The sequence below is a fragment of the Fibrella rubiginis genome (assembly GCF_017353185.1).
Lineage (GTDB): Bacteria > Bacteroidota > Bacteroidia > Cytophagales > Spirosomataceae > Fibrella > Fibrella rubiginis.
The window spans coordinates 31,595-55,472 of record NZ_JAFMYV010000015.1; the positions used below are offsets into that span (position 1 = coordinate 31,595).

Sequence of the window (23,878 nt, forward strand, 5' to 3'; positions counted from 1 at the left end):
ACTTATTAGTCTGTTACCTGGAATTTTTACTTAGCGGTGGCTCGTTATACCTAGGGCTTAATCACCTTAACGCTCTGTTGCCGGCCATTGCTCACCGCCCGCAGCAGATAGAGGCCAGCGGGCTGGCTGGCCAGGCTCCAGTCAACACCCTGCTCGGCAGCGGCACTTGACCAGCTTTGGTGGTCCACCTCAAGGCCCTGCCCGTCAAAGAGTTGTACTGTCAGCGGTTGGCCGCCTGCGCCCCCCACTGTGGCGCGTAACTGGTTATTCTCCAGCGGGTTAGGGGCTAAGATGATAGCTAATGGCGGGGTGTCTTCCGCCCTTCCCACCCGACCGCCGCAGTTGCCCAGTACCACGGCAAACGGCCCTGACCAGGTGAAGCTGCCGTCGGCGGCGAAGACTTTGCAGTAGAAGCTGGCATTGGTCTGCACACTCACCAGCGTGAGGCTGGCCGTGGTGGTGCCCCGCTGTACGCCGACTACGTCGAGGAGCTTGTTGGCCGCCGTCTGCCCGTTTTTGTACCACTCATAGCGCACCCCATTGGGCGGCACACTCAGCACTAGCTGACTACCCCGGCAGAGGGTCTGGCTGGTGGGGGGCAGGGGTGAGAGCACCGTCAGGCTGAAGGGCGTAGCCGGGCTGGTGCAGCCGAACCCGTCGGTCTGCGTCACCGAGAAACTGAACATACCCGCTGAGGCAATCGACGCATTCGGCGGATTGAGCCAACCGCTCGCGTTGGAGAAACTCAACGTACCCGTGGCTACGACATACTGCGTCAGCGAAACCGTTGCTGGGGCAGGTGCCGCCGCTACCGTGCGGCTCACGGGAGCCAAGGCGGGCGCGGCGGGCCGGGGCCGTACGGTCAGTACCATCGTGTTGCTGCTGACACTGCCACAAGCCCCCGACACCACGGCGTAGTAGTTGCCCGCGTCGGCAGGGTTGGCGGCGGTGAAGGTGAGGACGTTACTCGTTTTGCCGGTTAAGGCCGAAGCACCTTTGTACCACTGGTAGGTTAGGTTCGTCCCCGTTGCTGCAACGGGCAGGGCCGATGGCGTGCTGCCTTCGCAAACGCTGACCGAAGCGGGCAGGGCGTTGGTTAGGGTTGTTACCGCAACGGTGCTAACAGAGATCGAAGCCGTACTCGTGCAGCCATTTGCCCCCGTCACCGTGACCGAATACGTACCTGTGGCGTTTACCGTGGCGGTGTTGCCTGCGCTGCCGCCAATCTGCGTAGCCCCGTTGCTGAAGGCATAGGTGAAGCTGCCCGTTGGTGTAGCCGAGAGCGTTAAACTCGTTTGCGCGCAGGTCAACGTACCGGATGGCATAGCTGTGAGGCTAACATTTGTGGGAGCGGTGGTGTTGCTTTCGACCGTCGTAACCGCCGTGCTGGTGCAACCACCCACGCCCGATACCGTGACGGTATACGTACCCGGCGCACTCACTACGAACGTACCCGTGCTGTTGGTTTGCCCGTTGCTCAACCTATAGCCCGTTACGCCCGATGCTGTGGCCGTAAGCGTCACCGACGTTTGGCCGCAGGTCAACGTACCCGACGCGCTCAGGCTGACGGCCGGACTAGTCACCGCCGACACGCTCGTTTGAGCCGTAGCCCGGCACCCGTTGGTATCCGTCACGGTGACCGAGTAGGGATTCGCACCCACTGCCGGCATCACAACGGTCGTGCTGGTGGCCGAACTACCCGTACTGAAATTATACTGGTATGGACTGATTCCACCCGCACCCGTGGCCGTGAGCGTGACAGACTGCCCAACGCAAACAACTGTGCTCGAGGCGGTCAGAGTGGCCGTTACGCTGGCGGGCAGTTGCAACTCGACCGCCCCGGCATCGAGGCCGCTACCAAACGTGCGCGGCTGGCCTGCTGCGTCGGTTGCTGGTCCACCAACAAGGGTGTACGCGTTGGGGTCGGCGAGGTCGATGGCCTGGGCGCAGGGGTTGAGCTGAAGGCTGGTACTGCTCCTGAATGGGTTGCTAGTTTCAAACACGTTGCCCGTACCGTTGAAGCCGTTTGTGCCCGGTTCGAGTGCGCAGTTGTTGACGGTAGGGGCCTGCCCCAATGAGACGAACGTACCAGCTGCTGCATTTCCCCAAAAAACGCTATTGCTGAAAACAGGCAACGTTGTGCCCGGCGTAAAGAACGGCGGCACCGACTGGTCGTTAAAATTCACGCTGCTATTGCCCCAAAACGAACAGTTCACGAACGATGGCGACACTCCACCTACGAGCCGGGCGTAGTTGTAGGCCACACCACCCTGTGTGGCACTATTGCTCACGAAAACGCCATTGGCAACCATGAAGTTAGCCTCTCCACCCGCGTCGCCGTTGCTGTAGATAGCCCCACCCTGTGACGCCGTATTTCGCTCAAAACGACAGTTAACGGCCCGCCAGTTAGCGTTGCCATAGTTGAAGGTGTGGTTCATAATCGCTCCGCCAAGCGTGGCCGTATTGCTCACGAACGCCGTGTTTTCGAGGTACGGATTGGTACGCCCCTGTACCCGCGAATCGTTGTAGATGGCCCCGCCAAGCGGCGCGAAGTTGTTAGTAAACAGTACATTGCGTATTGTTGGGCTGCATACCCACCGCGCATTGCTGAGTGTAACCTGGTTGGCGTTGTTATACATGCCCCCGCCTGCATCGGTCGCGTAGCCGCCACTTACCACAAACCCGTCGAGGATGTCCGTATTGGTGATGCCGTTGCCGTTCAGAATGACGTGGTAGCTGTTGTCGGTGGTGCTCTCGGGATCGCCAATTTCTCCGGATAATGTACTGCTGCTCACCTGACCCAGTGTCGGGTTCAGGGCGGGCCGTTGGCTGAGCGTCGTTTCGTTTCCCACGAAGCCGCCGTAGATCTTCACGCCGGGTTGCATCGAGAAACTGAGGGCCCGGTTGCCGTCCTGCGTAGGAACGTACCGGCCCGCCGCTACCCATACCTGCGCCCCGCAACCGATTCCCGCGTTAATTGCCAGTTGCAGATTACGCCCGGCGACGGCGTTACCCCAGCTGTTACCCGTTTGCGCCCCCGCGCCGGTTTGGGTCACGTACAGCACCGACTGGCAGGGAATGGCCGTCACCGTCACTGTAACACTCCGCGTACCCGTAAAGCCGAGGGCGTTGGTGCCCGTTACCGAAATGACCGTGGTGGCCGTAGGCGTGAACACCACTGTGTTGCCCTGCGTACCGTTGGCCCAGGTGTAGCTCGTAGCCCCCGACGCCGTGAGCGTGACTGTCACGCCCGCCGTAACGATGGCCGAGGGTGTGGCCATGATAGACAGCACTGGTCGGTCGGAGGGGGCGACGGTCAGTTGCAGGGCCGTACTGGTGGTGCTGCACCCATCCGTGGCCGACACGCTCACCACATACGTACCCGAATCGGCCGTTTGGGCATTGGGAATCGACAGCGTTGCCGACAATTGACCAGATAGCACAGCCCCATTCCTGTACCACTGGTATGTGAGGGCCGCGCTGCTCGTCGCGCTGACGGGGACGCTCACGTCGTCGCCCGCATTGAGCGTCAGGCTACTAGGCGGCTGACTCGTGATCGTCACCAACGTACCTAACGTACCGGCAAACTGCTGCGCACCCATGTCGAGCACGCCGCCGCGAAGCCGGGCCGCCCCTACCAGATCAGTGCCGGGGCCACCGGCCGCGTTGTAAGACGCTACATCACCCGTTCCGATGGCTGGAGAGCAGGGGTTGAGCGCGACGGTAGCCGACGTTCCGGTTCCTGTGCCGGAAAACGGTGACGTACCCGCCACTAGATTGCCTGCACCGCCCGCTATGTTCGCTTCGAGCAATGAGGTGTTGGCCGTAAACGTCGAAGCCGGCGTAAGGGCTGTCCCCGCCCCGTTGTTCCAAAACACGCAGTTGGTCAGCACCGTACCGGCGATTCCGCTAATCGGGTTGTTGAAAATAGCCCCGCCGCTGCCCGTCGCCGTATTGCCGTAGAAGGAGCCGTTCACCACCGTGGGCACAGCCCGCCCATTGGTGAAGCCGATGTTGAACATAGCCGCGCCCCGCGTGGCGGTGTTGTTAATAAACGCACAGTTGACGAGCAGCGGCAGGGCTCGTCCGCCGCCGTATCCGTTGTTGTAGATGGCTCCGCCATCGGGTGCCGAGTTGCCCACAAAGCCGCAGTTGACCAACGTGCCGCTCGTAGTGCCATTGGGGTCGGGCTGGTTGTAAAACGCCCCGCCGAGAGCCGTGGCCACGTTCCGCTCGAAGGACGTGTTCTCGAACCGCGGACTCGACGTACCGCCGTTGCTGCCCTGATTCCAGACCCCGCCGCCATAGGTGGCCCGGTTGTCGACGAACGAACAGTTCCGCACCATCGGGCTACACATTTGCCCTGCGCCAACACCATTGTTGAACATACCCCCGCCAAATACGTCGGCCTGCCCCCCCGTCACGACAAATCCGTCGAGCAGCGACGAAGCAGTAAGGCCGGGGGTATTGTAAATGACGTGGAAACTATTGTCTGCTGACGTACCCACCGTACCGATATCGCCCGACAGCGTCGAACTGGACGGTTGTCCAGAGTTGGGGTTGGGTACTGGTCGTTGCAATAGCGATGTTTCATTCCCTGCAAAGCCACCATAAATCGCCACGCCGGGTTTCATCGAAAAGCTAACGGCTCGGTTAGCGTCCTGCGTGGGTTTATACGTCCCCGATGCCACCCACACCTGCCCACCGCACCCCTGCGCCGTATTGATGGCCAATTGCAGGTTGCGCCCGGCGAGGGCATTGTTCCAATCGGCCCCGGTCTGTGCACCGGCCCCGTTCTCGGTTACGTAAAGGGTTGGGCGGCAGACCACCGGCACCGTCGTGATTGTCACGCTTGTGATGCCGCCGTTAATACCCGTCAGGCCCGACACCGAGAAGACCGTGGTGGCGTTGACTGGCACAATTAACGGATTACCCACAAAGCCCGTACTCCATACATAACTGCCTGCGCCGGAAGCCGTGAGCGTGGTGGTCGCGCCCTGCGTAACGGTCAGCGAGGGGTTGGCCGTGACGTTCACCGTAAGGGAATAAACCGGTAATACGCTTAGCTGAAACGCCGTGCTGGTGAGGCTACAGCCACCACTGGAACTGGCCACAGCGACGTACCGGCCCGCATCGGCAAGAGCTGCGCTCGACAACGCTAACGTACCCGACGTTTGACCAGCTATCGGTACGTTGTCTTTATACCATTGAAAACTAATCGCCCCCGCACTCGTCACGCTGAAGGTTGCCGTGACGGCGGTGTTCACCGTCACGACTGTACTGGCGGGTGGCTGACTCACGAGGGTGAGCAGGTCGGTCAATGAGCCGTCGTACTGCCGCGCACCCATGTCGAGTGTGCCGCTACGGAAGCGTGCGTTGCCCAATTCATCGGTTTGAGGGGCGTTGGCCATACTGCCAAAAAGGGCCGTGTAGGAGGCAACGTCGGCGTTGTTGATGGCTTCCGAACAGGGATTCAACGAGGTCGCCGTGGTGCTGACAAACGGCGAAACGGGCGCGTAGCGAATGCCGGGGCCGAAAAAGACATCCGACCACGCTTCGAGCAGGCTGTGGCTCAACACCGGCTGGGCGGCATCGTAATACGTGAAAGCCCGGCTCCCGCCGTTGTTCCAGAACACGCTGTTGGTGATTGAGGCCCCGTTGTTGGGCCAGTTCATGGAGTTGGTCACGCCCACAAATCCATCGTTCACCGAGCTGTTACCCTGAAACGAGCAGTTCATGAACCGAATTGGTACGCTCGATTCGTAGTATACCCCGCCAGCATTGCCGGCCGAATTGCCTTGGAACGAACAGTTGGTGAAGCCCGGCGAGCCGTTCACCGAATACACGACTCCGCCCTGCCCACCGTTGCCGAATGCGCTGTTGCCCGTGAAGCTGCAGTTGATGAAGCCCGGCGAACCGCCATCGTTACTGATGGCTCCGCCATAGCCGTAGCAACCGTATATACCGCAGCCCCCCGCGCTGTTGCCCCGAAACACGCAGTTTTGAAACACTGGGCTGCCAGACTCTATGTACACAGCTCCGCCCTGTACTGCCTGAATCTCGGTGTTAATGAGGGCAAGGTTGGCCGCGTTGCCGCCCGTCAACTCGAACCCATCGAGTTGAGCCGAAGTATTCAGCCCCAGACTACCTGGCAGGAAGAATATATGGTAGCTGTTGCCCGCCAACGTACCGTCGTTGTCGAGGTCCCCGCTGAGGGTCGTCAGGTGAGTGCGCGGGTTGCGCTGCGCCAGCGTGGGTGACCCCGTGGCTGGAAAACCTCCCAGCACCATTACACCGTTTTTCAGCGCGAAACTGATGGTCTTGTCGAGATTGGCCGAGCCACCGGGCTTGTACGTACCGGCTGCCACCCAGACGGCATCGCCCGCCAAACTGGCGTCGATCGCTCCCTGTAAATCAGTGGTGCTGCTCGCCCACGAGGTTGTGGCCGAAGCAGGGTCCGTGTGGGTGCCGGTCGTCGAGACGTACCGGATTGTTTGTCCGTTCGCCAGTGAAGGCCATAACCAGCCGGCGACACCGAAGAGAAATGAGAAACAAAAACGCAGGCTGAACCGACTGCCTGGCAGGAGGGTAAAGAATGATGGCATTCAGTGAATGAGTAGGTTACGAAAACAAAGGAAATTAGCACCTACCCCTTAGTCAATACCCGGCATGGGTAGTCGAATACCATCCAATAAATACTTGGTCATTTACTCATAACAACGAGCACCAGATCGCCAGTTGCAGCAAGGCCGTAGTGTCGCGGGCACCCGTGCGGGCGAGCATGTTGCGGCGGTGCTTCTGCACAGTCTCGACGGTGATGCCAAGCTGTTGAGCAATCTCTTTTGAGTCCTTTCCCTTGTGCAGGCACCGCAATACCTCTTTTTCCCGAACAGATAGAATGTCAATTTCCAAAGCTTCGCGTTGATGCGACAAGTAACAGAACACCCGTTCGTTCTGCTCGCCGAAGGTCGCCCGCATCCAGTAGTGATCGCCTTTAATGAGGTGCGCCACGTCCTGCATAATCACCAGCACAATGCGCGGCAGGTTGTTGGCATCGGGCTCCACGAAATGTGACACGGCCAGCAATCGACCCGTTCGACCGTCGGGGCGGCTGAATTTCATGCCGCAATGGACCGCCTGACTGTTCACGCGTTGCTCCTGCGGCAGGCGGTCGTGGAGGGATAAATGCCACGAATCGGCCAAAAAGGAGTAGTCGGCGTGATCGGTAGTCAGCAGAGAATGGTAGCGGGCTACGTCGGCGGGGCCGGGCGACGCTTCGCCGTTGGTAGCAAACCCGAAGAGGTTCGTACTGTCGCTGGCATAAAGTATCTGATAGTTCAGGTTATCGCAGACCATGTACACTACCTGATCCAGCCCCGGCAGCGACAGGATTTGCTCGATGGAGTCGATGTAGCGTTTGTAATTGGGAACCGGCAACTCAGCACAATGTCGCTGAAACGACTGGCGAAGCCGGGCACGAACGGATGGTAGCATGAAGAAGTTACGGCAGTGGCAGGCAAGTTAATGCCGAAAGCCGCTGCCCCACTAAAAAAGGCGTTGAGGTAAGTGAATGGCTTACCTCAACGCCTTTTTTAGTGGGGCAGTTGATTGGCTAGACGGCTGTGTTGGTTATTGGACTCCACACACGCCTGCCAACCTTACTCTTTCATCACCTTAACAGTCTGGCTTTGGCGATCCGTAGTGGCCCGCAGTAGGAACGTACCGGCCGGCTGCTGACTCACGTTCCACTCAACAAACTGCTCGTCAGCGGCTTCTTGCCACTGCTGCTGCATCACCGCTTTGCCCTGCACATCAAGAAGGCGCAGGGTCAGGGCTTGGCCGCCCGCACCGGTGATGGTGGCCCGTAGGGTATTAGCCACCAGGGGGTTGGGCGCCACACGTACCTGTATGGCTAGCACGGGTTCAGTAGTCCCCACCCGCCCGTTCGGGCAGTTACCCAGTACCACGGCAAATGGACCCGACCAGGTGAAAGAGCCGTTGGCGGCGAAGGTCTTGGCATAGTAGGTGGCGTTGGTCTGCACACTCACCAGCGTGAGGCTGGCTGTGGTGGTGCCCAGTTGTACCCCTGCCACGTCTGTGAGTTTGTTGGCGGCCGTCTGGCCGTTTTTGTACCACTCATAGCGCGTCCCTGTCGGGAAGACGTTCATCACCACGCGGTTACCCCGGCAAAGGGTCTGGCTGGCGGGGGGCAGGGGCGAGAGCACCGTCAGGCTGAAGAGCGTAGCCGGGCTGGTGCAGCCGAACCCGTCGGTCTGCGTCACCGAGAAACTGAACACACCGACCACCGAAATGTCGGCATTGGGTGGGTTGAGCAGGCCATTAGCGCCTGAGAAACTCAGCGTACCCGTAGCTATCACAAACTGCGGCAGCGGAATGGTAGCGGCGGGCGCAGCTACGGCCGTGCGGCTGACAGGCGAGAGGGCCGGGGCCGCCGGGCGGGGCCGAACGGTGAGTACCATCGTATTGCTGCTGACCGTACCGCAGGCTCCTGATACAACCAGGTAGTAGCTACCTGCGTCGGCGGGGGTGGCCGCGGTGAAGGTCAGTACGGGCGTGGTTTGGCCTGTTAAAGCGGAGCTGTTTTTGAACCACTGGTAGGTCAGATTAGCTCCCGTGGCGGTGATTGTCAGGCCCGAGGGTGTGCTGCCTTCGCAGACGCTGACCGAAGCGGGTAGCGAGTTGGTCACACTCGTTACGGCCACTGTGCTCACCGAGATGCTGGCCGTGTTTGTGCAACCGTTGGTCGCTGTCACCGTCACCGAATACGTACCTGTCGTGTTGACCGTGGCGGTGTTGCCCGTGCTGCCGCCGAGTTGGGTAGCCCCGCTGCTGAAGCGGTAGGTAGCTCCGGTGCCGGCCACAAGCGTCAGCGACGAGTTAGCGCAGAAGGTCAGGCTACCTGTCGAAGAGATTAGGCTGGCCGTGGGTGTGATGGTGTTCTGGCTAATTGTCGTCGTAGCAAACGCTGAGCAGCCATTACTGCCGTACACAATCACCGTATAGGTTTCGGGCACGGTGATGACGCGCTGAGGACCGTTCGTAGCAGGAAACGTGGTCGTGCCATAAATGAAATAGGTTAGTCCATCGCCGGTGGCCGAGGCGTTAAGTGTCAGGCTAGTTTGCGCACACGTCAACGTACTGCTTGGGGTGGGTGTTAAGGTTACACCCGTTGGGGCGGTTGTACTTTCAAAAATCGTTTTGGTGGCCATCGCCGTGCAGCCATTCGCCCCCGTCACGATAACCGAATAAACACCCCCTGCTGAGATGATGCGCTCAGTACCCGTACCGGGCAGCGTACCAGACGGACCTTTGAATACATACGTCAGGCTCGCCGATTGTGTGCTGGTGGGCGTAGCCGAGGCGGTGAGCGTCAAGCTGGGTATGGCGCAGTTGATGATGTTAGGTCCAACAACACCCGACAGGCTCGACGTGAGGGCCACACTGGCTGGGGCGGTCTGGTCGCTGCTGATGACAATGGTCGTGACGCTGAAGCAACCCGCTGCGTTGGCGACCGTCACCGAATACGTCCCCGCCACGTTTACCGCTACAATACCTGTTGCGTTCGTCTGGCTGAATCCACCCGGCCCGGCAAAGCTGTAGCTGCTAGCTCCGGAGGCCGTGAGCGTCAAACTAGGTACGTTGCAGGTCAGCGTGGTAGAAGGACTGGCCGAGACGGTGGCCGTTACCGATTCGACCGTGATAGCCACGCTGGTTGTTGATGTACAGCCGCTGGTGGCCGTCACGGTGAGCGAATAGATCCCGCTGTCAACGGGTTGTAAGTTGACCAGCAGGGGGTTCGACACGGCGCTGCTAAAACCGTTCGGCCCCGACCACCTGAAGCCAGCCCCCCCGCCCCGATCAGCCGGAGGTTGGCACCCGCGCAGAGCGTGGTCGTATTGGGATTGGTCGTAATGCTGGGAGTGGGAATCTGGGCATTGATCGAGACCGTCGCGCTCGATATGCAGCCACTACTATTGGCCGCAATGACCGTGAAGGTGTACGTACCCGACGGAATGCCTGTCAGCGTAGTGGTATTCGACGTACCCACAGCCGTAATCCCGCCCGGCCCGACAAAGGTGTAACTTGACAGCCCGCCCGTCGCCGTCAAACTTACGCCCGTGCCACACACAACTGTACCCGCCAGCGTGACCGTTGGCAAAGGGTTCACCGTAGCCGACGCGGTGGCCGTGCTGCGGCAACCACCGGGCGACGTACCCGCTACCGAGAAGCTATATGTATTCGCCGCCAGCCCCGTTACCTGTGTGCTGCTCGCCGTTCCGGTGCTGGTAAACCCGTTTGAACCAGTGTAGGTGTAGCTGCTAAAACCGCTCGACGCCGTGAGCGTAAGTGCGCTGCCTTCACAGACTGCCGGAGTGGCAAGCGTCAGGGGTAGTGGGTCGCTAACTGTTAGCGAAGCCGTTGCCGTGTTGCTGCACCCGTTGCTGTTGACGGCCTTTACCGTAAAGCTATACGGACCCGCCGTAAGCCCCGCTACCTGTGTCGTGTTCGATGTACCGGTGCTGCTGAATCCATTTGACCCGGTGTAAGTGTAGCTAACCAGCCCGCTGGTGGCCGTGAGCGTGGCCGAGGCAGGCGTACACACGTTCGGGGCCTGAAGTGTAACGGTCGGCAGGGGGTTTACGGTCAGGGTAGCCGCGCCGTTGGAGGTGGCCGAGGCCGGTTCGGTGGTTTCGGAGGCGATTACCCGGTAAAACGTGCCGTTCAGGCCTGTCGGGTTTAGCACCGTCAGCGTGGCCGACGTGGCGCCGCTATACACCGGCCCGTTGCTCACGTTCGTCCACGTGCTGCCGGTGGGCGACGATTGCCATTGGTAGTTGGTCGCGTTGGTCGCCGACACCGAGAACGTCGCCGTCTGGTCGGCGCAAACCACTTTACTAACAGGTTGCTGCACAATGATCAGTTCCAATACCGTGAAGGTGCAGGTGCTGGGCAGGAAGCCCGCCAGCGATGTTTGTGGGCAACCGTAGTTGGTTGTGGGGTCGTAAAAAAAGCCTTCGCACGACGTACCCAGGTTCGGCACCGTCCACTTGGCTTTCGTCATGATGGCGTTGCGAAGCGGGCGCGGGAAGCCCGTCGAAATGTTGCCCGGTGCGGCGCAGTCATATTTGGCCGCCGCCGGGTATTGGTAGTGGTTTACCTCGATGGCGGCGTTCATGCCGTTGGCCGTCAGCGAAGTAGGGAAATCCGACACTGCCGGGTTAAATTCGGTACCCGTCGTGGGTGCCCACAGCCCGATAAATCGCACGCCCGTCAAAACGATGGGGTTCGCCGCCCGCGCCGAGGTTGCCTGGTAGGCAAACAGTTCATCGCCGTTGGTGACGGTGCCAGGTGCCGGGTCAGGTGACTCGGTCATGTTTAGCCAGTACGGCCCCGTACCAGCGGGCGAGGTGTTGAAGGGCGTAATTTTTTCTTCGCCCGTAACCGTCCCGATGCTGGCCGAGAGGGTGTATTTGCAGGTGATACGCACTACCGTTCCCGCCGCGAGGCTCGTCGAGGTCGTCCAGCTAATGATACCGTCGTCGGCCGAGCCGGTGCCACTACCGTTGTTTTGCGGACCGGCTGTCCACGAAGGCTGGAATCCGCCACTGGTTTTCCAGCCGTAGTCGGTGAAGTATATTTTGGTATTGGCCGTGACCTTCTTCAGCAGCATAAACTGAAACTGATCGTCCTGTATCGACCCTGGCGTAATGGGCACGCTCGTCGGCCCGACCGGGTTGGTTGGCCCCAGTCCCCGGTCGTCGGAGATGTTGAAGGCCACGAACACCACGTCGCCCGGCCCCAGCGTAGTTTGCCCCCAGCTGAGCAGTGGGCTAAGCGTCAGGGTAAGAAGGAAGAGTTTGTATAGCTGTTTCATATCCTTAAATGCACAAATACGTGTTGAACCAGTTGGCGTAGGTGTTGAGTTGCCCCTGTGCGAGCAGGTGGTCGATAGGGTCGTTTGTTGAGACTGGTGCGCCGGGGTGTAAGCGGCAATGACCCGTGTCGGAGGCCAAAACAGTGGCTTCGTATAGCGGGCCGCTTGTGTAGTGGGTGGTTGCGTTCATGGTGATAGTGCCGCGTGGGCTATCGAACGAACTGGTAGCGAGTTGGTCAATGGCCGAGAGGTCAGCCAGATAGGTCAGCAGGATAGAAGCGGCTTCATAAGCCAGCAGCGAGAATAGGTTCGGGTGCCGTCCGCGTCGGCGAAGAGCTTCCTGAAACCGCTGATTGAGTGGATTGTCCAGCGTCTGCGACCAGGCAACATACCCACGAATGCCCTCGGTCTGGTAAGGCACCTTCGCCAGGGTCTGCTCTTCCAGCAGCAATGGCCCCCCCCATATGGGTACGTCCCGGTGCGGCGGCAGAGCCACGTACCCGGCAAAAAATTGCTCGGCCATATCGGCGGTGTAAAGGGCCACGATGCTGTTGCCCGCGTCCTGCTCAAGCCCCGTTTGAAGTTGCGCCAGCGTGAAATCGGCGGTCTTCAGTGGTGAAATAGCCCACTGCCCCATTGTGCTGCCCCCCGCTGCCACGCCCTGCGACACCGCATAGCCCTGCAAGTACCCGGAATCATAGTACGAAGCAGTCTGAATCACCGGTCCCAGTGCGGCGGCATCACGTCCGGCGAGCCACGTACCCGCGCAGGTCTGCAAGGAGTGGTAATAGACATGCGACGTGGGCGCTTCGCTCGCGGAAGGCTGCCCCGAAAAGAATTCGCCGATCACATCCAGTACCAATAGCAGCCGGTTGGCCGTTGCGAACATCGGTGCCAGCGCGTCGCCCACCCGTTTGCTCACCATCCCAACCACGACGTCGGCCCCTTCCTGTAGCAGGAGCTTCTGCGCTTTCGTCTGCACATTGGCGGGGTTGGTGCCGTAGTCGATGCCTTCCAATACCAGTTTCGTATCGGCCAAACTAACCTCATCTAAGCCCGCCCGCAACCCCTCCACAAGGTCGAATGGCAACGTGGGGTAGAGCGATGATTGAGGAAGAAGAAGGCCGATGGTCATAGTTTGAGTAGGCAGTGTGTAATAGGCAGTGTGCAGTGGCAGTAGGCAGTGCGCTGCTAAGGCACAAGGTTATTGTTTGGCAGCGCACTGCCTACTGCCACTGCACACTGCCTACTTTTTTAAGTTCTACTTGGGAAAACGCCTGATAACGCGATGCAGCAGTTGAGGACGAGGTACGGTTGCATGACCGGGAACGGTTGGCTACCTCCGGCACTGGCCGTTTGGGTATTGGTCGCGCTGACACCCATATTAGTGTTCCCGCTCGTGCCGTAGCTGCCACCGGGGGCCGGGTAGTTGTTGGTGGGGCTGTTGCTGTTGGCGGCGGTTTTATTTGCCGGTGGCCTGAACGTGAGCTGATGCGTGTGTTGCGGGATCTGTTGCACCGATAGTGTCTGCGTGGCGGAACCTGCCCGTTCGCCCAGGGTGTGTCCGTTGCCTTCGCCCATCGCTGCCCGCCCGCGCAGGTCGGGCAGGGCGAAGTTGACTGTACCATTGCCGCCGTAGGTCGTGCCCAACAGCGAGAACAAAGCCTGATTCTGCGCGATGGGTAGCAACTGCCCGTTGCACTGCGCCCAATTTTTGGGGGCGAAGTTGAACGAGAACCACATCATTTCAGCTAAGAGGGGGGTCTGTCCGAATAAAGCTGCCATAGTAAATGGTAGAGTTAACTGCGAGGCGGGAAAATGCCCTGCAGGGCGATACAATAGTTAATGGTCAGATACGGCTGCATTACGCTGACGGGTTGGGTCCCACCCGCTGCCTGAAGCGTTAACGGATATTGCGCCATGAGTGCGTCGGTGGTGGTGGCGTAGCGGTTGGCGGCTGCGGCGGCTGGTACGGCCCCGGTGGGGTCGCCGGTGGAGGCGTTGGTAGTCGAGGCGGCCTGCGTGAGTGTAGGGCCGCCGCCGTGCGTATGGGCAGGCATCTGTGATTCGAGCAGTGTGATGGTTTCCGAACCACCTTCTTCGCCAAGAAAGAAATCGGGAAGGCCCGGCCCCTGCCCATACCCGATGGGTATACGCCCCTGTAAATCGGGCAGGCCAAAAGTCGATTTGCCGTCGCCGCCGTAGTTCGTACCGAGCAGCGAGAACAGGGCTGTATTTTGCGAAATAGGCAGCAGTTGCCCGAAGCACCGCGCCCAGCCTGTGGGAGCAAAGTTGAAGCCAAACAGGCCAATTTCGCTAACAAAAGGTTCCATAGAGGTGCAGGGTTAGGTTGGTGATGGGAAGATGCCAAACAGCGAAATGACGTAGTTCATCACCAGATAGGGCTGGGCAATCTGGATGGGCTGATTGCCGCCCACGCTTGTTGATTGGGCGAGCGTTGTGACGTTGGCCATCTGCGTATTGGCGTTGGCGAGTGGTTGGTAGAACTGCCCGCCCCGACCCGCGCCCGCCGCGAAGAAGCCGTTTTCGGGGTTGTTGGTTGTGCCTGCCCCCAGTTGCGCCAGCGGTTGGTAGGTGTATGAATGTGTATGGGCAGGCAGTTGCTGTGTCGTCAGCGTTCGCTCGAACGTTCCGCTCATCTCGCCAATGGTGTAGTTGGGTAAACCCGCCCCCTGCCCCATGTGGATGGGTACACGCCCCTGCAAATCGGGAATACCGAAGGTGTTTTGCCCGTCGCCGCCGTAGGTGGTGCCGATGAGGTTAAACAGGGTTTCGTATTCGGAAATGGGTAGCAGCTGACCGTTGCAGATGGCCCAGCCGTTAATAGCGAAATTGAGGCCCACAAGCCGAATTTCACCTACGTAGGGGGTGGCTCCTGAAAACGTATTCTCCATGATTCAGGCGGATTGGTGGGTGGTGAGAACGGTTTCGTGCAGCACCTTGCCCGCCAGGTTCTGGTGGGTCAGCGCGTCGTCGTGGATGGTTACTACGCCCAACGTACCCAGCAGTTGGCTACGGCGTTGGAGCGGCGCATCGGGCAGGCCCACACGAGCCATTACGCGGCAACGTACTACTAACTCACCCAGCAGGAAAGTATGGGCAAACGACCCAAACCGGGCTGAGGGTGAATCGGTAAAGAGTTTCTCGGTATCGAATACGACAGGTATACTGGCAGCGCTGGTCAGCTGAGTAAAATCGGCCTGGACCAGATTGGCAAGTGTGGCCAGTGACGTGTGTCCGGGGCTGTATACGTAGTCGAGTTGAAGCTGCTCCAGCGTACCGAGCTGATCTACTACCCGGACAAGCTGAGCCTGAGCCGCTGCCGGGACAGTCTCCGGGTGTGGCTTACCCAATACCGAACCTGGCAGTAGAGGGAGCAATAAACCCGCGAGTGTTTTTGTGATAAATAAACGTCTCTGCATGCAGTGGTTGGGTGTAGCGACTAGTTGATAATACGTTATCAGCCAATTACTCGGGCTAAGTGCGGCTATAATGTTCGGGCATTGTTATGGGTAATTCAATAGTATTTACTGAGGGGTAAGTATACTTAGTTGAGAGACTATATTATAGTTAGTTTCTGTTGTTTCTGGAGGTGGAGGGTATCAAAAAAACAGTATACAACCAGTGAAGAAACCTGACCGATAGTGCATAAAAAAACGCCCCTCACCGCAGTAAGGAGCGTTTTCTACACCCGATCTTTCAGCTACAGCTATTCGCCCAGCCCGTCATCAACCCATCGTTTTATCACGGCAATCTTCTCTTCCGACAGGCGGGTACCATTGAATGGCATCATGCCCGCTGCCCCCTGCGCCCGGCTAACCCGATTTAGGATAAACGGGCCAATGGCTTTGGCATTGGCGTAATTGTTCACGTGTTTCACCCGTGCGGCATAGGCCGGACCGCTGGTTGCAGAATGGCAGAATGAGCAACTAGCCACCAGAATAGGGTTTACATCTTTTGCATAACTGGTCTGCGGCCGGAACCCGGCATCCAGCGCTGTGTTCACATGCAGCGTGTCGGTAAGGGACTTCGATACGTCGATGGTGACGGTGCGGGTCCAGCCCAGCTTATCGGCGTCACTGTCGGTGAGGCCGCTACCCGTACCTGCCAGGGTCGACACCATGCCTGAAGGGGTCACAAACTGTAATTTATAGTTGCCAGAAGTCAGCTTGTCGTAGGTGTAGAGGCCCGCCGCCGACGTAGTGGTACTGTCTAATTTGCGGGTGCCGCTGCCATCGTAGAGGATCACTTTTACGCCCGTAGCGCCCTGCTCTCCCGCATCCTGCTGTCCATTGCCGTTGGCATCGATCCATACTTTATCGCCGATGGTGCCGTATTGAGCGGGGGGAGCCACGTCGGTGTTGCTACAGCCGTTGAGCAGTAGGAGTGCCGCTGCCGCACCAATCAAGTGTACTTTTTTCATGGTAGTAAGTGGTTTGAGAAGGTTTGGAAAACGACGCGTTTTCCAGGGTCAAACCCAGTACGGCCACAAAGGCTGACAGGTTGCTTGCGTACAGAAAAATACTCAGGAGTGGGCTATGAAGGGGGTAAACCTATAAGGTTTCTTTCAACCTTATAGGTTTGAATCGGCGTAGCTGGCGAGAAAGGCCTTTACCTGATTGTGAAATTTCTTGAAACTTTCAGAGCGTTGTTCCAGCCAATCAGAATCAAAGCCGATTAATAAGCTACTGGCTATTTCTACCTGATGATCTGGCTTTTTTATTTCACCATATACCAGCCTTTTACATTCTCTTCTGATGATTGTCTCTAACGTTTGATTCTTAGTAGAAGAAGGATTTTCCTGATGATTCTTTATGTACAGTAACCAATGCTCTATACATTGAACGGGTATCATAAACACAACTTTTGGATGCCCTCCACAAGCTGCATCGTGTTTTATTTTCAACTCGTCAATACGCTTGGGCTGAGTTGTGTCAGCATCACGTCCAACAATCAATACGTCGAGTTGATATTTAGTAAAGCCAAGACGGGTGGCATCAGAGATTGAATCATCAACTTCCTTTGCATTAGAAGCACGAATTTGCCAACCAAACGCTTCGTTTTCCAGGAATGTGTCTGGAAAGCAAGCGGTTAGATAATGATGAATAAAATTACGATGTGCTTTGTCTTCACACAGAATGCCAAAGATGACTAATTTATTCATCGGGGAACGCCGCCAATTAATCCAACTTTCCACGCCTGCCCCAAGCCATTAAGGTACTGTGGTGGGTCGATGCCTAACCGTTCGCTTTCAGCGGTTTCCGGCTCAATAATATCTTTTTGTAGGTTCTTGACATGAGTGGCACCCTCGTCATCTTTATCAAACACGAACACTGATTCGGGCATGTCCTTGAACATATCGACCACAATAGGGCTGTGCGTGGTCATAATTACCTGAATGTCTTTTTCTTCGGCCAACCCAAAAATAAAGTTGATGATCTCTTCAATCCGGCGTGGGTGAATGCCTTTTTCTGGCTCTTCAAGCAGAAGCAGTTTAGGTGGATTGGGTTGGTTGATGATGCAAAGTAGGGCAAGAAAGTACAGTGTCCCTTCTGAGAGTTCGTCAGCCCAGTATGTTACATTTTGCTTCTCATTTGTAAGCCCAATTCGCTTAAATGCTTTGTCTTTTCCATGAAATTTTATTAAGTCTTCTGTTACATTACTATTATCTAAGTTAATTTCGGTGAATTCTGGAATGCATTTCTGTAAATCTTTTTCAATTTGGCTAAATGTAGTACGACGATATTTTCCAAGCATTAAATCTAAAAAATTCACAAGATCAGAAGCATCATAATTAACTGTTTCTGTTTCTTTCCCGACGGGACCTGGAACAGTTAATTTATTTGGATCTGGTTTATAAATCAAAAAATTCCCAAATTGTCTTCGTAGATAGCTGATACCAGGATACCCGTTGTTGTCTCTACTAATTTCAATTCCGTCTTTTATTATTGTTTGGTAGGACTGCTTATCATCGTTATTCTGAAAAGATATTCTGCGACCAAAAAGAATAGACTCATTGTCTCTACTATACGTGAGCTCCAAAGAAATGTAGCTTGAAGATCGTAAAAAGCTATAGCTTAAGGTTTGGTGTTCTGACAGTGAAGGATTTTGTAAAACAACTTTATTGAAAAACTCTAACGCCTTCAAAAAATTCGTCTTGCCGGAGTTATTGGGACCGATGAGGAGATTGACTTTCTGGAGGTCGAGCGTGACGTCTTTAAGGCTCTTGAAGTTCTGGATCGAAACGCGCTTGAGCATGGTTGGTTGGCAGTCGGTTGTGGCGCAATACTACGGATTTTCGTTCGCCCGGCAGGCCGCGTAGCGGTCAAATGTTTGTAGCAAGGTGAGGCTTGGAAGAATCACAGCGTACCGTAGGTACGCCACAACGATGTTCTGCGGTCGCGTACCTACGGCACGCTATGATTCTTCCAAACCTCACCTTGCTACAAACATCTGACCGCTACGCGGCCCGGCTACGCAGACAGTCCGGCGATTGAATTATGCAGTTTGTCAGACTGAGGTAATTCCAATAGCATAAAAACCGGTTTAATAAATACGCACTAGTAAGGGCTATAAATCGCAGGGTTCTACTTTATGGGTGTAGACTCTGTTGTTATGAATCGAACTCTTATCCTGTGTGTGGCCTCGCTGCTGACACTGTTGGCTTGCTCCAAAGCTGATCCCGTGATCGCCGTAGTCGATACTACCGAGACGTTCCGGGCTAAACCCGCCGTAGATGGTAGCCGTATTGCCTGGGATTACAGCACCCTGCGGAAAATTGCACCCGTGTCGGGTGGAGTAGTAGGCTACAACGGCTATGCCCGGCTCATTCAGCGGTTCGACAAGTCGCTGATCTGCGTCTATGAAGCCAACGGCACCATTGAGGCTGTTAGCAGCACCGACGGCGGGCAGTCATGGGGTGGACGGGTAGTGGTGGCGCGGGCCGAGCCGGGCGTAGCCATGACCGTACCCGACATCCTGGAACTGGCCGACCATTCGCTGCTGGTGTCGTATAATCCCCGCCCTAAGGCCAACAATGGGGCCAACCGGTTTGGTATCAGAACCATCAAAAGCTACGATGGCGGCCTGACCTGGAAAGATGCCCGGCTCGTTTATGAAGCAGGAAACACCTTCGAGAACGGCTGCTGGGAACCTGCCGCCATCCAGTTGCCATCGGGCGAAATCGGCCTTTACTTCTCCAATGAGGGCATCTACACCACCTCCGACGAGCAGAATATTTCGCTCATGCGCTCAACGGACGGGGGCCTGACGTGGACCACCACGCCTGAAATCGTGTCGTTCCGGGCCGGTCGGCGCGACGGTATGCCCGTGCCGGTGTTGCTGAAAGACAAGGGTGAGGTTGCTTTTTCCATTGAAGACAATTTCCAGACGACGTTCAAACCCTACATCATCCGTAATGCGCTGGCCGACAACTGGAAAAGTGGCCCCGTCAGTGGTAACGGCACCAACCGCAACTACGCCCTGAGCGAGGTTATTGCCGACCCGATTTATGCCGGAGCGCCCTACCTGCGTCAGCTTACGGGTGGGGAAACAATCCTGAGTTGCCAAAGCACCGAAGGGCGGGTCAGTAACGACATTGGCGTGTCGCGGATGCTGGTGTACGTGGGCGATACTGAGGCCCGGAATTTCAGCCGGGGGTCTGAACCGTTTACCATAAAAGCAAACAAAAGCGGCCTCTGGAACTCGCTGAGTGTGTTGACCGACAACACCGTCATTGCCCTCACGACCACCAACTCCTACGCTGATACCAGCACTGAAGTATGGATGATTAAGGGCTACGTCATCCCCGACCAAACCGCTCCGGTACGTACCGTGGCCGTGGACGGCGACCTCAGCAATGACAACTGGCCAGCTACGTTGCCCGTTTTTGTGGGTGGTAAAGGCCCGGCGCAACTCCGGGGCGGCTTTGCCTACAGTGACGAATTCCTGTTTGTGGGTGCCACCGTCAACGACAAAACCATGGTGGCCAACTCGCCTTCGCCGCTGGACGACGACGGCATCTGGGTAGCTCTCGATGCCACCAACAAATCGGCGGAGGCGTTGACGCGTTCGATCTTTGCCGTTCATGTGACGTCAGACGGGCGGTTGCTGGTGCAGGAAGGCTCAAAAGGGAGCTGGGTAGCCTACGACGGCACCACCGACGGTATCAGGAAAGCCACGAAAAAACGCGCCGATGGTTATGATGTAGAAATGGCTATTCCGTGGAAGCTGCTGGGTGGCAAACCCGCTTCCGGCGTCCGCATTGGCTACACCCTGGGCCTGACCAACGATGACGCTTCCACCACGTATACCGAATCTATTTCCGGCAATCGCGATCTGGCGCCCTATACCTGGTCGAGGCTGGTGTTGAAGTAGTGGGGAATGAGGTGGGTGTAGCTTCGCGCTTTGTTGGCTTCGCGCTTTGTTGGCTTCGCGCTACGTGCCCTTCGACAGGCTCAGGGTGACAGCCCACCTAATTCAATTCAGGTAAGTTAATTCTAGTTTCCTGTCACCCTGAGCCTGTCGGGGACGCCTAGTCGAAGGGCCTAGAGCGCGAAGCCACCAAAGCGACCAAGCCAACTTCACTCTAGCAATCCGCCACTCAATTCATGTTAACCAAAGGCGATGCTATGCGTTTTATAGCGTATAGAAAACGGTAAACGCGGTATCCATGAACATCCAAAAAATAGCCCTAATGAGCCTTTGTGGCCTTTCGCTGCTGGGTTGCTCGAAAAAACAGAATACAAATAGTCGCCCTGCCAGGGTGCAGACTGCCATTGGTGAGCTGGATTTACCTGCGCCCTACAGTACTAAATCGGCGGTAAAATTCAGCAAAGTGGTGGGTTGGTCCGACGGGCAAATGCCCACAGCCCCGGCTGGTTTTGTGGTGAGCGAGTACGCCCGCGACCTGATTAACCCCCGCTGGGCCTACGTGGCTCCTAACGGCGACGTGTTGGTTGCTGAATCAAACACGGAGAAAAAAGGGGTTGCCAAAGCCATAACGAAGGTGATCGGGCAGGCGGGTTCGCAACGGTTCGACGCTAGTGCCAACCGCATTACGCTCCTGCGCGACACCAACGCCGACGGCAAACCCGACGTACGTACGGTGCTGGTCGAAAACCTGAATCAGCCCTTTGGTATGCTCGTCTTAGGCGATTACTTCTATGTGGGCGACACCGATGCACTGCTGCGTTTCCCCTACAAAACCGGCGACACCAAGCTCCGCGCTGGGGCCGACACGATCCTGAAACTCCCCGCTGGTGGCTACAACAACCACTGGACACGCAACCTGCTGGCTAGCCCCGATGGCAAAAAGATCTATGTGTCGGTGGGGTCGGGCAGTAACGTGGCCGAACATGGTATCGAACACGAAAAGCGTCGGGCTAACATCTTGGAGATCAACCCCGATGGTACGGGCGAACGCGTCTATGCCAGCGGCCTGCGTAATCCTGTGGGCATGGCCTGGCTGCCGGGCACACAGACATTGTACACGGCGGTGAATGAGCGCGATGAACTCGGTGATGGCCTTGTGCCCGACTACCTGACGAGCGTGAAAGAAGGCGGTTTCTACGGCTGGCCTTACAGCTATTACGGCCAAAACGAAGACCCGCGCCGCGCCGGCGAAAGCCCCTCGTCGGTAGCCAAAGCCATCATTCCCGACGTGCCGCTGGGTGCGCATACGGCCTCATTGGGTCTGGCTTTTTATGACCAGAAGGCGGGAGGCAAAGGCTTTCCGGAACGTTATCGCAGTGGCGCTTTTGTGGGGCAGCATGGCTCGTGGAACCGGTCGCAATTGGCTGGCTACAAAGTTGTTTTTGTGCCTTTCGCCAACGGCAAGCCCGGCAAACCTGAAGATTTTCTGACGGGGTTCGTCGCTAAAACGGGCGACAACGACGTCTACGGGCGTCCCGTTGGCACGACTATGCTCCCCGACGGCTCGCTGCTCGTGGCCGATGATTCGGGTAACCGCATCTGGCGCGTAACGGGGAAGTAATTGTTCAGCTGGTATTTATAAGTTGGGGTTGGTTGATGCAAGCATCATGCTTGCATCAACCAACCCCAACTTATAAACTGTAAACACTAAACGCCTTAATAGCCCGGATTCTGAATCAGCTTGGCGTTACGGTTGATCTCGTCGCGGCTGATGGGCAGGTAATACATCTTGTCGAGCCAGGCGCGGTTTTCCTTGCCGGGATCGATGTTCACCACCCGGTAGGTGTAATCGTAGCTGGTGGGGTCATAGCGGTAGAGCGATACCGACTTGCCAGGTTTCAGCGTGCCCGTGATGCTGATGGTGTTGGCCTGACGACCCAGCGTGGCGGGGGCAATCATCCAGCGGCGGGCATCGTGGTAACGCTGCTCTTCAAACACCATCTCAATCCGCCGTTCGTTGCGATAGCGTTCGCGCAGGGCGGCTCCGGTTTCGGTGAGGGCGGGCATGCCGGCGCGGAAACGGATTTTGTTCAGCCAGGCTTTAGCTTCGGCATCCTGCCCCAACTCAATGCACGCCTCGGCATAGTTGAACACAGCCTCGGTATAGCGCAAGAACGGCCAGGGAATCTGCTGGTACGTGTTCTGGTCTACAATAGCTGGGTCTGGGTCAACAAATTTGCGCATGTAATAGCCCGTGTAGCTACCGTTCCAGTCTTCTACCGTGCTCTTACGGGTGTCCAGACCCGCTACCGATACCTTGCCGTTAGCGCCTGTTACTTCATACTGACCCGTCTGGATCTGGTTGACGGGGTCTTTGGCGGCCACGTCGGCCGTGCGGGGTTTCCAGGGGGCACCGTCATACAGAATAGAACCGTACAGCCGAGGATCGCGGTTGGCGTAGGGCGTGGTGGCTTTGGCCGGATCACTCCAGCTAAACTTCGACCCGTCCATCATTTCGTAGTCATCTACCAGCAGCGAAATAGGCGTGTTGCCCGCCCAGTTGTGGTAACCGTTGGGACCGTTGAACAGGCCCTGCTGTCCACCCGCTTCCTGCTTGCCGTTGATAAACGACCGGGTGAAAATCAGGTCTTTCTCCCCACCGTTACGGGCCAGGGCAATGTTCATGTAGTTCTGGGTGCCTGCCGCCGGGGCCACCGGGGCCGACAGGTTCAACTGCGAACCGTAGTTCGTCAGATCCAGCACGGCTTTGGCCGCGTCTTTGGCCTTTTGCCAACGGTCTGTCCGGCTGCCGCTCACGTAGCCCAGTAGTTCGGGGTTAGCAAAGGCTGCATGGGTTGTCGACTTGGCTTTGGCCGTAGGCACGTCATACAAATCACTGGCGGCATAGGTCAGCACCCGCGATTTCAGGGCCAGGGCAGCGGCTTCCGTAGCCCTGCCTTTTGGCATCGACATGCCCTTGAGCAGCGCAGCGGCTTCGTCGCAGTCTTTCACGATAAAGTTGATGCACTGCTCCATGGTGTTGCGCGGCAGGGTATAATCGGCCTCGCCCAGGTTGTAGGACTTATCGACGATGGGTACCCCCCCGTAGTAGCGGATCAACTGCTGGTAATAATAGGCGCGCAGAAATTTGGTTTCGCCTGTCAGCTTTTCCACCATGTTCTTGGTGTTGGTGAAGCCCGGTTTGGCCAGGTTATCCAGCGCCACGTTGGCCGCCCGGATACGCAGGTACATGTTATTCCAGTTGATCGTCTCGTTGATCCAGCCGGGGTCGGCCGGGTTTGAGCGCGATTCTGTAATGGTGGTGATACCCCGGCCAGGGTGGGTAAAGATGGTTTCGTCGGTGAGCGAAGCAAGCTGCTGCTCGTTGAAACCACCCTGCCCCAAACCGGCATAGATGCCCGTGACAAACGCCTCGGCCAGGGAGGCATCTGACCAGACGGCCGTGCCCGCCACCTGATCCAGCGGCTGGGTATTCACAAATTCGTCCTTACAACTCATCACAATTGCCGAGGCAAAAAGAAGGGTAAGGCTGACGGTTTTAAAATTTCGTGTCATGTTGAGTGCTGA

The 23,878-nt window shown here is 57.3% G+C and carries 15 protein-coding genes; 2 read left to right on the plus strand and 13 right to left on the minus strand.

What is annotated here, in order from left to right; genetic code table 11:
• Window positions 1-50: 50 nt before the first annotated feature.
• The 12 genes from J2I47_RS23340 to J2I47_RS23395 all read right to left on the minus strand — a co-directional run bounded on the left by J2I47_RS23340 (window position 51) and on the right by J2I47_RS23395 (window position 18,175).
• Window positions 51-6,605: an immunoglobulin domain-containing protein gene (locus J2I47_RS23340; protein ID WP_207367036.1), complete on the minus strand. Its 6,555-nt coding sequence runs from the start codon at window positions 6,603-6,605 to the stop codon at window positions 51-53.
• A 106-nt stretch (window positions 6,606-6,711) separates the two neighbouring features.
• The gene (locus tag J2I47_RS23345) at window positions 6,712-7,494 is read right to left on the minus strand and encodes a helix-turn-helix transcriptional regulator (protein ID WP_207367037.1); all 783 of its coding nucleotides are present in this window, start codon (window positions 7,492-7,494) and stop codon (window positions 6,712-6,714) included.
• Between the two features lie 164 nt (window positions 7,495-7,658).
• Complete coding sequence (locus J2I47_RS26910; protein ID WP_207367038.1) at window positions 7,659-9,824, minus strand: T9SS type A sorting domain-containing protein; 2,166 nt, start codon at window positions 9,822-9,824, stop codon at window positions 7,659-7,661.
• A complete protein-coding gene (locus J2I47_RS23355; RefSeq protein WP_207367039.1) occupies window positions 9,761-11,896 on the minus strand; it encodes a DUF8696 domain-containing protein in 2,136 nt (711 codons plus the stop codon). Before J2I47_RS23355 ends, J2I47_RS26910 begins: the two co-directional genes overlap by 64 nt.
• A 4-nt stretch (window positions 11,897-11,900) precedes the next feature.
• Complete coding sequence (locus tag J2I47_RS23360; RefSeq protein WP_207367040.1) at window positions 11,901-13,031, minus strand: ABC transporter substrate-binding protein; 1,131 nt, start codon at window positions 13,029-13,031, stop codon at window positions 11,901-11,903.
• A gap of 119 nt (window positions 13,032-13,150) precedes the next feature.
• Window positions 13,151-13,681 (minus strand): phage tail protein, encoded by a 531-nt coding sequence (locus J2I47_RS23365; RefSeq protein ID WP_229374901.1) that lies wholly within the window; start codon window positions 13,679-13,681, stop codon window positions 13,151-13,153.
• Between the two features lie 14 nt (window positions 13,682-13,695).
• Window positions 13,696-14,229, minus strand: a complete 534-nt coding sequence (locus J2I47_RS23370) for a phage tail protein (protein WP_207367041.1) — start codon at window positions 14,227-14,229, stop codon at window positions 13,696-13,698.
• Between the two features lie 12 nt (window positions 14,230-14,241).
• On the minus strand, window positions 14,242-14,811 hold the full coding sequence (locus tag J2I47_RS23375) for a phage tail protein (RefSeq protein ID WP_207367042.1): 570 nt from the start codon (window positions 14,809-14,811) through the stop codon (window positions 14,242-14,244).
• 3 nt (window positions 14,812-14,814) lie between these two features.
• Entirely contained in the window at window positions 14,815-15,339 is a 525-nt protein-coding gene (locus J2I47_RS23380; RefSeq protein ID WP_207367043.1) for a hypothetical protein, read from the minus strand.
• Window positions 15,340-15,626: 287 nt separating this feature from the next.
• Entirely contained in the window at window positions 15,627-16,340 is a 714-nt protein-coding gene (locus J2I47_RS23385; protein ID WP_207367044.1) for an SdrD B-like domain-containing protein, read from the minus strand.
• Window positions 16,341-16,490: 150 nt separating this feature from the next.
• Complete coding sequence (locus J2I47_RS23390; protein ID WP_207367045.1) at window positions 16,491-17,081, minus strand: hypothetical protein; 591 nt, start codon at window positions 17,079-17,081, stop codon at window positions 16,491-16,493.
• Window positions 17,078-18,175 (minus strand): AAA family ATPase, encoded by a 1,098-nt coding sequence (locus J2I47_RS23395; RefSeq protein ID WP_207367046.1) that lies wholly within the window; start codon window positions 18,173-18,175, stop codon window positions 17,078-17,080. The genes J2I47_RS23390 and J2I47_RS23395 overlap by 4 nt, the downstream gene beginning before the upstream one ends.
• 357 nt (window positions 18,176-18,532) lie before the next feature.
• Between J2I47_RS23395 and J2I47_RS23400 the strand changes: the two genes are divergently transcribed.
• Window positions 18,533-20,293: a sugar-binding protein gene (locus J2I47_RS23400; RefSeq protein WP_207367047.1), complete on the plus strand. Its 1,761-nt coding sequence runs from the start codon at window positions 18,533-18,535 to the stop codon at window positions 20,291-20,293.
• 295 nt (window positions 20,294-20,588) lie between these two features.
• Window positions 20,589-21,911, plus strand: coding sequence for a PQQ-dependent sugar dehydrogenase (locus J2I47_RS23405; protein WP_207367048.1), 1,323 nt, complete (start codon window positions 20,589-20,591; stop codon window positions 21,909-21,911).
• A 95-nt stretch (window positions 21,912-22,006) separates the two neighbouring features.
• On the opposite strand, the gene J2I47_RS23410 is transcribed toward J2I47_RS23405, so the two are convergent.
• Entirely contained in the window at window positions 22,007-23,866 is a 1,860-nt protein-coding gene (locus J2I47_RS23410; RefSeq protein ID WP_207367049.1) for a RagB/SusD family nutrient uptake outer membrane protein, read from the minus strand.
• Between the last annotated feature and the right edge of the window lie 12 nt (window positions 23,867-23,878).

What these genes read in the sequence shown, in the direction of transcription:
- J2I47_RS23370 (WP_207367041.1), bottom strand. Translation starts at nt 14,229, where the DNA reads ATGGAACCTTTTGTTAGCGAAATTGGCCTGTTTGGCTTCAACTTTGCT.
- J2I47_RS23395 (WP_207367046.1), bottom strand. Translation starts at nt 18,175, where the DNA reads ATGCTCAAGCGCGTTTCGATCCAGAACTTCAAGAGCCTTAAAGACGTC.
- J2I47_RS23340 (WP_207367036.1), bottom strand. Translation starts at nt 6,605, where the DNA reads ATGCCATCATTCTTTACCCTCCTGCCAGGCAGTCGGTTCAGCCTGCGT.
- J2I47_RS23390 (WP_207367045.1), bottom strand. Translation starts at nt 17,081, where the DNA reads ATGAATAAATTAGTCATCTTTGGCATTCTGTGTGAAGACAAAGCACAT.
- J2I47_RS23375 (WP_207367042.1), bottom strand. Translation starts at nt 14,811, where the DNA reads ATGGAGAATACGTTTTCAGGAGCCACCCCCTACGTAGGTGAAATTCGG.
- J2I47_RS23355 (WP_207367039.1), bottom strand. Translation starts at nt 11,896, where the DNA reads ATGAAACAGCTATACAAACTCTTCCTTCTTACCCTGACGCTTAGCCCA.
- J2I47_RS23360 (WP_207367040.1), bottom strand. Translation starts at nt 13,031, where the DNA reads ATGACCATCGGCCTTCTTCTTCCTCAATCATCGCTCTACCCCACGTTG.
- J2I47_RS23385 (WP_207367044.1), bottom strand. Translation starts at nt 16,340, where the DNA reads ATGAAAAAAGTACACTTGATTGGTGCGGCAGCGGCACTCCTACTGCTC.
- J2I47_RS23410 (WP_207367049.1), bottom strand. Translation starts at nt 23,866, where the DNA reads ATGACACGAAATTTTAAAACCGTCAGCCTTACCCTTCTTTTTGCCTCG.
- J2I47_RS23400 (WP_207367047.1), top strand. Translation starts at nt 18,533, where the DNA reads ATGAATCGAACTCTTATCCTGTGTGTGGCCTCGCTGCTGACACTGTTG.
- J2I47_RS23405 (WP_207367048.1), top strand. Translation starts at nt 20,589, where the DNA reads ATGAACATCCAAAAAATAGCCCTAATGAGCCTTTGTGGCCTTTCGCTG.
- J2I47_RS23365 (WP_229374901.1), bottom strand. Translation starts at nt 13,681, where the DNA reads ATGGCAGCTTTATTCGGACAGACCCCCCTCTTAGCTGAAATGATGTGG.
- J2I47_RS23345 (WP_207367037.1), bottom strand. Translation starts at nt 7,494, where the DNA reads ATGCTACCATCCGTTCGTGCCCGGCTTCGCCAGTCGTTTCAGCGACAT.
- J2I47_RS23380 (WP_207367043.1), bottom strand. Translation starts at nt 15,339, where the DNA reads ATGCAGAGACGTTTATTTATCACAAAAACACTCGCGGGTTTATTGCTC.